The organism is Microcoleus sp. PH2017_12_PCY_D_A (assembly GCF_020738565.1).
Classification (GTDB): domain Bacteria; phylum Cyanobacteriota; class Cyanobacteriia; order Cyanobacteriales; family Microcoleaceae; genus Microcoleus.
In genome coordinates this window covers 17952-27885 of the sequence record NZ_JAEQCI010000125.1, presented here as the reverse complement: position 1 = coordinate 27885, position 9934 = coordinate 17952, and the positions used below count along the sequence as shown (strand labels likewise).

At 48.2% G+C, this 9934-nt stretch carries 9 protein-coding genes; 5 read left to right on the top strand and 4 right to left on the bottom strand.

Annotated features, from left to right (window positions below; translation table 11 throughout):
- Nucleotides 1-165: 165 nt before the first annotated feature.
- The 4 genes from JGK39_RS27915 to plsX form a co-directional block, all read right to left on the bottom strand.
- Complete coding sequence (locus tag JGK39_RS27915) at nt 166-804, bottom strand: lysophospholipid acyltransferase family protein (protein WP_293252801.1); 639 nt, start codon at nt 802-804, stop codon at nt 166-168.
- 387 nt (nt 805-1191) lie between these two features.
- A complete protein-coding gene (gene fabD / locus JGK39_RS27910; protein ID WP_293252804.1) occupies nt 1192-2073 on the bottom strand; it encodes an ACP S-malonyltransferase in 882 nt (293 codons plus the stop codon).
- A gap of 516 nt (nt 2074-2589) precedes the next feature.
- On the bottom strand, nt 2590-3591 hold the full coding sequence (locus tag JGK39_RS27905; protein ID WP_293252807.1) for a beta-ketoacyl-ACP synthase III: 1002 nt from the start codon (nt 3589-3591) through the stop codon (nt 2590-2592).
- Between the two features lie 299 nt (nt 3592-3890).
- Complete coding sequence (gene plsX / locus JGK39_RS27900; RefSeq protein ID WP_293252812.1) at nt 3891-4943, bottom strand: phosphate acyltransferase PlsX; 1053 nt, start codon at nt 4941-4943, stop codon at nt 3891-3893.
- 600 nt (nt 4944-5543) lie between these two features.
- Here plsX and JGK39_RS27895 point away from each other — a divergent pair.
- The 5 genes from JGK39_RS27895 to JGK39_RS27875 all read left to right on the top strand — a co-directional run bounded on the left by JGK39_RS27895 (nt 5544) and on the right by JGK39_RS27875 (nt 9756).
- A complete protein-coding gene (locus tag JGK39_RS27895) occupies nt 5544-6878 on the top strand; it encodes a D-alanyl-D-alanine carboxypeptidase (RefSeq protein WP_293252814.1) in 1335 nt (444 codons plus the stop codon).
- Between the two features lie 244 nt (nt 6879-7122).
- Nucleotides 7123-7407 carry a 30S ribosomal protein S16 gene (gene rpsP / locus JGK39_RS27890; RefSeq protein ID WP_293252817.1) on the top strand — a complete coding sequence of 95 codons (285 nt, stop codon included), beginning with the start codon at nt 7123-7125 and terminating at the stop codon, nt 7405-7407.
- Nucleotides 7379-7864 carry a KH domain-containing protein gene (locus JGK39_RS27885; RefSeq protein ID WP_293252820.1) on the top strand — a complete coding sequence of 162 codons (486 nt, stop codon included), beginning with the start codon at nt 7379-7381 and terminating at the stop codon, nt 7862-7864. Before rpsP ends, JGK39_RS27885 begins: the two co-directional genes overlap by 29 nt.
- A 369-nt stretch (nt 7865-8233) precedes the next feature.
- A complete protein-coding gene (locus tag JGK39_RS27880; RefSeq protein ID WP_293252823.1) occupies nt 8234-9187 on the top strand; it encodes a PhoH family protein in 954 nt (317 codons plus the stop codon).
- Nucleotides 9188-9303: 116 nt separating this feature from the next.
- Complete coding sequence (locus JGK39_RS27875) at nt 9304-9756, top strand: ChuX/HutX family heme-like substrate-binding protein (protein ID WP_293252826.1); 453 nt, start codon at nt 9304-9306, stop codon at nt 9754-9756.
- The last annotated feature ends 178 nt before the right edge of the window (nt 9757-9934 follow it).

Here is a 9934-nt window from a genome sequence, read left to right as displayed (position 1 = left end):
CTGTGACGCTAATACTGCATAATTTCAGCCCAAAAGCGTTTGGATTCCAAGTTTTCACAACTGATAAAAAAACCGACCCACATCTGCGGAATGTGGGTTGTAAGTTATTTAATTCTCATTCCTCAGAAAAGAAGGACTGAAGTCCGAACGATCGAACCTGCTGCATCAGCGGCCCAAATCGTGCATCCCATTAATCTCAGTTGCACATCTTTGAGTCAGCGCTTCCAATGCCGCGCGATCCGACGAAGCGGGCGCCTCAATTAGTTTGCCGATTCGCACTGTCAGCGGCACCGGACGCGGCACTATCGAACCTTTCGAGGCGATCGCGTCAGTTCCCCACAAACTAACAGGTAACAGCGGTGCTTTTGCCTTAGCAGCTATCAGCGCCGCACCCAATTTCGGGTCAGTAATTCTACCGTCTGGCGTCCGAGTTCCCTGCAAAAATACACCCGTAGCCCATCCATTTTCCAAAGACTGGATAGCCGATCGAATTGCACTGCGATCGGCACTTTCCCGCTTGACTGGATAAGCGCCGTAAAGCGTAATTGCCTGCTTCAAAATAGGAACTTTAAATAACTCTTCCTTTGCCATAAAGGCCACCGGCCGCCTCATGGAACTAGATAAAATCGGCGGGTCAAAATCGCTGGCGTGATTGCTGACTACCACAAATGGGCCTTCTGCTGGCACATTTTCTGCACCGTAGATGCGCCCCCGAAAGTAAAGGTGCAGCATGGGGCTGACAATTGACCACTTGAATAAATAGTAGAGAAGTAAACTTTCGACTGGTTCGCGACTTTTGCTCACGGAAAACCTGAGATTTTAAATTACACTGAATTTTAGCCTATCACGCGCCTACTATGGTTCTGCCGGCTTTTTCGCCCATCAGCCAGTAAATAGCTTTTTTCATATCAGTACCGGATTAGCTGGATTTTTATTCCTAGTCTAAATCAGGATTTGCCGATCGACCTCAAGGGCGATCGATATCTGCGCTTGTCCTGATTAGTCTTGGACGCACGAGTAGCTAGAAACCGGGTTTTTTTACAAAAATACTGCATCTCAACTTTTAATCTCGGTAAAAAACCCGGTTTCTTTGGTTTTGATGGGTAAGTCCCGTACATTCTCGATCGAGATTTTCCAGCTTTCTCGATCGTCTATCTCCAATTTGCACAACAGGCACAGGTTAACAATAGATTAAGCGGGCAAATCTGCAAAACTGCTAACATTCACCAGGGCTAAATCGGGACAAGTCCGCTTGATCAAACCTGTGAGAACTTTGCCGGGGCCAATTTCCACTACTCGATCGATTCCTTGTTGCGGCAATTGCAGGGAGATTTCGCGCCAGCGCACGCCTTTAGTCATTTGATAATTCAACCGCTGTTTTAAAGTAGCTGCGCTAGTAGTCGCTGTCGGTTCTGAGTTCGAGAGTACGAGCATTTTAGCATCGGAAAACCTTGCAGCCTTTAGGGCTAGTTGAAACTCTGCCGCCACCCCGGCCATCAGGGGAGAGTGAAACGCACCGGAAACATTCAATTTAACCGCGCGTTTGACTTTAATTTTTGCCAGCAAATCTTCTACTGCTGCTGGCGTACCAGAAATCACTACTTGTGCTTCGCTGTTGTCGTTGGCGAGCACCACATCTCGGCTGTATTGAATTTGCAGTTCTAATTCCTGCCTGTCGAAGCCGATCAAAGCCACCATTTGCCCGCCCGAGGCAGTCTCCATCAGTTCGGCGCGGCGTTTTACCAAGCGCAATCCCGTTTCAAAGTCAAAGACTCCTGCTGCGTACAGGGCAACGTATTCTCCTAAACTGTGACCGGCCACTACTGCGGGTCGATCGCTCTTTTCTCGCATTAAGTCTGCCAAAATGCTTTCTACTACAAACAAACAAGGCTGAGTGTAAAGAGTCCGAGATAGTTTTGCTTCTTCTTTTTGGCAAACTTCAGGGACAGACCAGCCTAAAATTTCTTTGGCCAGCTCAAATTTAACTTTGGCTGTTGGCAAGTTTAATAAGTCTGCACCCATCCCGATCGCCTGGGAACCTTGTCCGGGAAATACCCATGCTGTTTTAGTCATTTTTCCGGTAATCTGCTAATTGGTGGTTGCTAAGAAAGTGATTGCAAAAATTCTTTGTTTTCCGCTTCTGAGTTCGCTGGCTGGTATCCGCTATCTTTCGGTTCACGAACTATCTACTCGCGACTCACAATTCTAGCATAATAACTGCGCTTTTTGCGAGTTTTATATTTTTTTTGCTACTTTAATTCAGATCGCCGTAGCAAAATTTTCAACCTTCGACGCGGGGAAAGTCCATCGAAAAATAGAGGATTTTCAATTGCAGCACACTCTTGTCCAGAATTCCTGTCGAAGGATTCACGGCTTTGTGCGCGCTTTTCCCTATGCTATGACCTGTGTATGGCGTGTTAAAAGATTTTTCTTTTTTAATGGTCGCACGCCCGATGTCAACAGGGCAAGTTTATAGCCAAATATTGTACCAGTTCTCTAAAATCATGAAACTGCTAGCCTGCGCTTCCAATCCCTAGTTCATCAGTGATTCCCCAATCTAAAATCTAAAATCTAAAATCTAAAATCGTATTACCTTCCCCATTGAAAAATCGCCGCCCCCCAACTCAAACCTGCACCGAAGCCAGCCGCAGCAATAGTGTCACCCGATTTAACTTTACCCAGACGCACGGATTCGTCTAAGGCAAGGGGAATTGAAGCTGCTGAGGTATTGCCGTAATTTGCTAAATTGCTGATTACTTTTTCCGGGGGAATCTTGAGCCTTTGAGCAACTGCATCGAGAATCCGCTGATTGGCTTGATGCAGCAGCAGCCAGTCAATTTTTTCGGCGCTGATATTGGCCCGAAACATTGCTTTTTCTATGACTTCCGGCACTTTTTTGACGGCAAAGCGATAGATTTCTTGACCGTTCATGGCGATCGGCTCAAATCCACCTTGTCCGATATTCACGCCTTCAATTAATGATTTTGACTCGGCTTTGTAGGCTAAATTGAGAGACGAATTTTGCGTGCCGTCGCTGCGAATTTCAAATCCCAAAAATCGATCGACCTCTGAGGCTTGCAATACCACCGCACCTGCACCGTCTCCAAATAAAATGCAAGTACCCCGATCCGACCAATTCACCCAGCGAGATAAAATATCTGCTCCGATCAGCAAAATATTTTGATAAACACCTGTCCGAATGAACTGCGAGGCTGTAACTAAACCAAACACAAATCCCGAACAAGCTGCTGTCAAATCGAAAGCCACAGCTTTTGTCGCGCCCAACTGATATTGAATTTTGCCGGCAGTGCCGAACAAATCGTCAGGGCTTGATGTGGCCAAAATAATCAAATCGATATCTGTCGGCGAAATTTCTGCCATTTCGATCGCCTTTCGGGATGCCGAAAATGCCAAATCGCACAAAGAAGTGCGATCGTCCGCCAGCCTGCGCGATCGAATGCCCGTTCGCGCGCCAATCCACTCGTCAGACGTGTCTACAATCTGACTCAAACCGTTATTATCTAGCGAAACCTGCGGTGTACAAGAGCCGCTACCCGTGACGGCAATGCCGAACCCTGATTGCTGCAACATTCCTCTCCATTTGTGAGCCATCGATCGAGAAATTAAAAATTAAAAATTACCAATTAAACTTCTTTTTAAAACTGCTGGAATTGCTTTTATTTAAGCAAAACAGTTGGTTTAAGCTGACATTTTTAATTTGACATTTTTAATTTTTAATTCCTACTTACTAGAAAGAATTGGTTTAAAGCCGGAGCCCCTAGCGGGAGAAATTAAAAGAAGACTATTCATTACTCCAATCCTCGGACTGACCGGAAGAGGTCGCCCTCAAGCAGTCAACTGTCAACCTGTTTGCTGTCAACTGTCAACTGTCAACTGTTGACAGCTTCTTGTTCCACAGCGCTTTCGCGATTGGACGATCTAATTCGATCCAGCACTTGGTTGTCAATAGCCTCTTTGGCCAAACGAATGGCATTAAAAATCGAGGCAGCTTGAGACGAACCGTGGCTGATAATGCAAACTCCAGCAACACCCAACAGCAAACCGCCGCCGTGTTCAACGTGGTCTACCCGCTGCTTGAACCCCTTGAGGCTTTCTTGCAGGAGGGGAGCACTAATTTGATTTTTAAGTCCGGCCGCCAATTCTTCCTTGAGCACTTGCACCACGACTTCGCCCACCGCTTCGGCAAACTTCAACAACACGTTGCCGACAAACCCGTCGCAGACAATCACGTCGAAATTCCCCGACAGCACGTCGCGGCCTTCGGCATTGCCCACAAAAGGAATGTTCGGATTGTCCACCAATAACTGATGGGTGCGTACCGCAGCGTCGTTGCCTTTAGAAGGTTCTTCGCCAATGTTGAGCAGGCCGATTTTTGGTTCGGCGACGCCCAGCACGCACTGGCTGTAAATAGTTCCCATCAGAGCGAACTGCTCCAAAAATTTGGGGCGGCAGTCCACATTAGCGCCGACATCGAGAATGAGTACAGAGGTACCCGGTACCATTGTCGGCAAAACCGCACCGATCGCAGGGCGATCGATTCCAGGTAGCCGCCCCAACCTCAGTAGGGCAGCCGCCATGGCCGCACCGGAGTGACCGGCGGACACCACAGCATCAGCCTGCTGCTGCTTCACCAAGTTCATGGCTACATTAATCGAAGCTTTGGGCTTGCGTTTGAGGGCACTTAGAGGTTCTTCGTGCATTTCCACCGTTCCTTCTGAAGGAACGATTTCTAGCTGACCTGTAGAGACGCGGCCGATCGCGTCTTGAAGACGTAGCGAGTCTTCTATTTGCTGCGGGTCGCCCACCAGCAAAATCTCTACGCCTAATTCTTCTTGTGCCTTAAGCGCTCCAGCTACAACTTCGGCGGGGGCGTGATCCCCACCCATAGCGTCTATTGCAATTCTTGCGCGTGTCGATCCCATTGACCAATGTTTGAGAAACACTAAAAATTCTACCAGGAAGTCAGTCGATTTTCGTATTGGAGCATTGGAGATTTTCGATTGAGTTACAGCCTTAAATCTGGGAGATTGAACTACCGTCTAAAATTTTGGGAGCATCCACGAATGGCGTCGGGGCGTTGTACCCGTTTCTTGCGGATCTGGAGTCTGAATCCATTCGTCTGAATAAATAACTGAAATCTGCTCGCGCTCGATCGAACGATCGCTATTTCGGACTACTCTGATAGAGTTTGTCCCCACTTTACTATTTTTGACGGCAAATTGAAAAACTCAATGGAATAGTTTACATGACTGGGCCCAAAAACGGATACAAGCCCTGGACTTAAGTGGTGGAGAGCCCTAAATTTTAGACTAATACCAAATCCGGGTAAGATATCCCCGATTGGACGGGCGCGGTTGAAACCGCGTCTATAAAAACAAAGCCCGGATGGTGCGCGGGCTAAAGAAATAAAGAGGGTCTCAAACCAGGATTTGGTATAAGGTTCAATCTCCCAGATTCATCTGTGGACTAAATCTAAAATCTAAAATCTAAAATCTAAAATCGATTGACTTTAGGAGTAAAAAATGCTGGATTTATTTAGCTCAGGGATCGTGTCTCTATGGCTGGACATGGCTGGGGTACGCAGTGCCGCGCCCAACGCCTTGTCGCTACTGGCTTGGCGGGGAGGGATACCCGGGTTAGTGGTGGCCGAAGAGCTGGCTTTTGGGAGAGTAGATCCGGCAAATCCAGACTTGCCCGCTGCTGCCGCGGTGGAGGAATATTTAAAAGATTTGAAGGCAAAACATCTGATAGAAGGCAATCAGGGAGTTTGGGTGCAAGCGGGAATGGTATCGCTGGTAAGTCAGCAGGGAAAGGTACTGATGCCTGGGGCTTCGCTGACTAAGATTGCAACTTCTCTGGCGTCGCTGGAAACTTGGGGCACCGAGCATCAGTTTGAAACGCGGTTCCGGGGTACGGGGCCGATTAGGAATGGGGTGTTGCAGGGGGATTTGGTGGTCAGCGGCGGGGGCGATCCGCTGTTTGTGTGGGAAGAGGCGATCGCCGTGGGCAATGCTCTCAATCAAATGGGTATCGATCGCGTGGCCGGCAATTTGGTCATAACTGGCAATTTTCCCATGAATTACCAGTCAGATCCCTTGGCTGCGGGGGAGGGTTTGCGGCAGGCACTTGATAGCCGTAGTTGGCCGCGGGACGTGCTGTCAATGTATTCTAAGATGGCTCCGGGAACCAAAAAGCCGCAAGTAACGATCGCCGGCAGCACGATCGCTGAAAAATTTGCCCGGGAGGGACATTTGCTGCTGAAGCGCCGATCGCTCCCTTTAGCCGAAATTCTCAAGCAGATGAACGTCCACAGCGACAATGAAATCGCTCAGATACTGGCCAACAATTTGGGCGGGCACAAAATAGTCCAGCAGCAAGCGACTTGGGCGGCGGGGGTGCCGGCGGAGGAACTTCAATTAATTAACGGTTCGGGATTGGGAGTGTCCAATCGGATGTCTCCGAGGGCGGCTTGCGGGATGATGCAGGCGATCGCGCGCAACCTTCAGACTACGGGGCTGACTGTTGCTGACTTGTTTCCGGTGTCCGGGCGCGATAAAGGAACTCTGGAACACCGACACATTCCGCCATCGGCTGTGGTGAAAACCGGTACCTTGGACACGGTGATTGCTTTGGCTGGAGCCATACCCACGCGCGATCGGGGTTTAGTTTGGTTTGCAATTATCAATCGCGGCACCGATTGGGACTCCTTGAGAGCCCAGCAAGATATATTTCTGCAAAAATTGGTACAGCAGTGGGGCACTGCACCGACGTTACCCCTAGCAATTACACCGCACATTGACGGCGCTAGACCGGCTTTGGGGGCAGCAAATCGCAGCGAGATATTGCTCGGAGGTTAAGGGAAGAAGTCATTAGTCATTGGTCATTAGTCATTGGTTGGTTGTTATTGGTTGGTTGTTATTGGTTATTGGTTCTAATGCCCGATGCCCTGTTTGCCCGATGCCCTGTTTGGCCGATGCCCTGTTTGGCCGATGCCCTGTTTGGCCGATGCCCTGTTTGGCCGATGCCCAATTGCCCACAGCATAATGTGAGATTTCGCGCGTGGAGTATGTCACAATTGATCGAGGACTATTCTGCAAGAAGATGATCAAACTGCGATTGAAGAGATACGGGAAAAAACGCGAGACCAGCTACCGGATTGTAGCGATGAACAGCACTACCCGCCGTGACGGCCGTCCCCTAGAAGAACTCGGCTTCTACAACCCCAGAAATAATGAAACCAGGCTGGATGTTCCAGCGATTGTCAAGCGCCTGCAAGATGGCGCTCAGCCAACTGACACCGTGCGTGACATCCTGAGAAAAGCGAATGTATTTGAACAAGTCGGAGCCGGAGCCAACGTTGAATCCAGCACAGCAACAGTCAGCTAGTCCCAACTATGCTGGACTGGTTAAGTTTTTAATTGGGCCTTTTTTAGAATCGCCCGGGTCTTTGCGAGTTGATTGCGAACTCCACCCCCGCCAATCCCGGGTCTGGGTTCGGCTCGCTTTTGAAGATCCCGATAAAGGGCGGGTTTACGGTAGGGGCGGACGCAATATTCAGGCAATAAGAACTACCCTCGAAGCGGTAGCGCAAACGGCGGGTCAGTCGCTGTACTTAGATATATACGATGGCGAAGCGGGCGATCGCAATTCCGGGCCGCCTAGGGGCGATCGCGATCGTTCGGATCGCGATCGTCCGGATCGCGGTAGGCGCGATGGGGGAGACTTCCGACCCCGGACTGGGCCTCCGCCGCCGACTCCCTTACCTAGCAGAACTCCGAGAGAACAACCTCGCCGTACAAACACACCTACGTTTAGAACGAGCAGAAATACTCCCGGCTATTAACTGTTCTGCTGAGTGAGAGACAATTTTAGATTTTAGATTGCCTGTTGTAGACTTTGTGTGACAAACCCTGTTTGATTTGAGATTGCCAGTTTTGCGATCGGACAAAAATGTAAAATTTTAAATCTAAAATGTCAGCAGGAGCGGGTAAATCTAAAATCTAAAATCTAAAATCTAAAATCTAAAATCTAAAGTTGCCTGACTTCATAGAAAGGAGATTTGATTTGTGCCTCAAGCACCAAACTCATTTGCGATTTAAACAGAAAAGACGCCTGAGATACTAGGTAAAAGCTAGTACCGGGCGTCTTTTTGTTCGCAAAACAGGGCTAATTGTTAACTTTTAATTGCTTACTTGGAGGAGCTCATGCTGGCATGACTGAAAAACTAACAATCGAGTTACCGAGCAATCAAAGCGCCATGTCGCTAGCCGGCAATCAAGAAGAAAACTTGAAAATTATCTCTAAGCAAACCGGCGCTAACCTGGTAATGCGAGGTCAAGAACTGCTGATTTCCGGCACAAAAGCTCAAGTAGAATTGTGTCATAAATTAGTGCGATCGCTCTCCGACTATTGGAAATCCGGCAAAACCATCACCGGAGTAGAAATCCAAACAGCGCGCTACGCATTGGATACTAACCGCCAAGATGATTTGCAAGACTTGCAGCGAGACGTACTCGCCAAAACGCGCCGCGGCGAAGAAATTCGAGCCAAAACCTTCAAGCAGCGCCAGTACGTCCAAGCAGTACGCACCCACGACTTAACATTTTGCATCGGCCCCGCTGGTACTGGCAAAACATTTCTAGCAGCTATTTTCGCAGTGCAAGCGCTATTAAGCAAGCAGTACGAACGGCTGATTTTAACCAGGCCAGCCGTAGAAGCAGGCGAAAAGTTAGGATTTTTGCCAGGAGATTTGCAGCAAAAAGTCGATCCATATTTGCGCCCGCTTTACGACGCCCTCCAAGAAATAATCGACCCCGAAAAAATGGCCGATTTAATGGAAAGAGGATTGATCGAAGTAGCTCCTTTAGCTTATATGCGAGGGCGCACTCTCAGCAATGCTTTCGTAATTTTAGACGAAGCTCAAAATACAACACCTGCTCAGATGAAAATGGTTTTGACTCGTCTGGGCTTTCGATCGAAAATGGTAGTGACGGGCGATATCACTCAAACCGATTTGCCACCAAACCAACAGTCGGGCTTGTCAGTTGCTCAAAAAATTCTGGGTAACGTTGAAGGCATTGCCTTCTGTGAATTCAATCAGTCAGATGTGGTGAGACACCCGCTAGTACAGCGGATTGTTGCAGCTTACGAACTACATGAAAAATAGTCAGTTGACAGTTGACAGTTGACAGTTGACAGTTGACAGTAGTCATTAGTTATTGGTTATTTGTCAGGCATTTGTTCTGATTTTGGGGAGCCAATGCCCAATGACCTGTTTGGCCAATGCCCAATGCCCTGCTTGCCCAATTACCAATTACCCATTCCCAAATTATGCCTAACCTCAAAGAATTCTTAGAAGCTTGCGAAAAATTGGGGACGCTGCGTTTGATCGTGACTAGCAGCGCCGCTGTGCTGGAAGTGCGCGGTTCAATTCACAAGCTGTTTTATGCAGAGTTGCCCAAGGGAAAATATGCAAATATGCACGCCGAAATATTTGAGTTTCACTTGAATATGGACAAAATCAAACAGGTAAAATTTGAGACTGGCGAGGCGAAAAGAGGCAATTTTACAACTTATGCAATCCGTTTTTTAGACGAACAAAATGATGCTGCTTTGAGCGCGTTTTTGCAGTGGGGAAAACCGGGGGAATACGAACCTGGACAAGTGGAGAATTGGCACGAGTTGAAGGAAAAATACGGCGAGGTTTGGGAACCTGCACCTGTTGAGGCAATTTAAAACTAACAAACAATAAAAAAGGTTTGTAGTGAGGACTTCAGTCCGCAAAAAGAAAGACTTGTATTCCTCACTCCCAAAGGTTTGTAGTGAGGACTTCAGTCCGCAAAAAGAAGCGTTTGTAGTGAGGACTTCAGTCCGCAAAAAGAAGCGTTTGTAGTGAGGACTTCAGTCCGCAAAA

Coding starts and splice junctions, on each gene's coding strand:
- rpsP (WP_293252817.1), top strand. CDS start 7,123: ATGATCAAACTGCGATTGAAGAGATACGGGAAAAAACGCGAGACCAGC.
- JGK39_RS27895 (WP_293252814.1), top strand. CDS start 5,544: ATGCTGGATTTATTTAGCTCAGGGATCGTGTCTCTATGGCTGGACATG.
- JGK39_RS27905 (WP_293252807.1), bottom strand. CDS start 3,591: ATGTTGCAGCAATCAGGGTTCGGCATTGCCGTCACGGGTAGCGGCTCT.
- plsX (WP_293252812.1), bottom strand. CDS start 4,943: ATGGGATCGACACGCGCAAGAATTGCAATAGACGCTATGGGTGGGGAT.
- JGK39_RS27880 (WP_293252823.1), top strand. CDS start 8,234: ATGACTGAAAAACTAACAATCGAGTTACCGAGCAATCAAAGCGCCATG.
- JGK39_RS27875 (WP_293252826.1), top strand. CDS start 9,304: ATGCCCAATGCCCTGCTTGCCCAATTACCAATTACCCATTCCCAAATT.
- fabD (WP_293252804.1), bottom strand. CDS start 2,073: ATGACTAAAACAGCATGGGTATTTCCCGGACAAGGTTCCCAGGCGATC.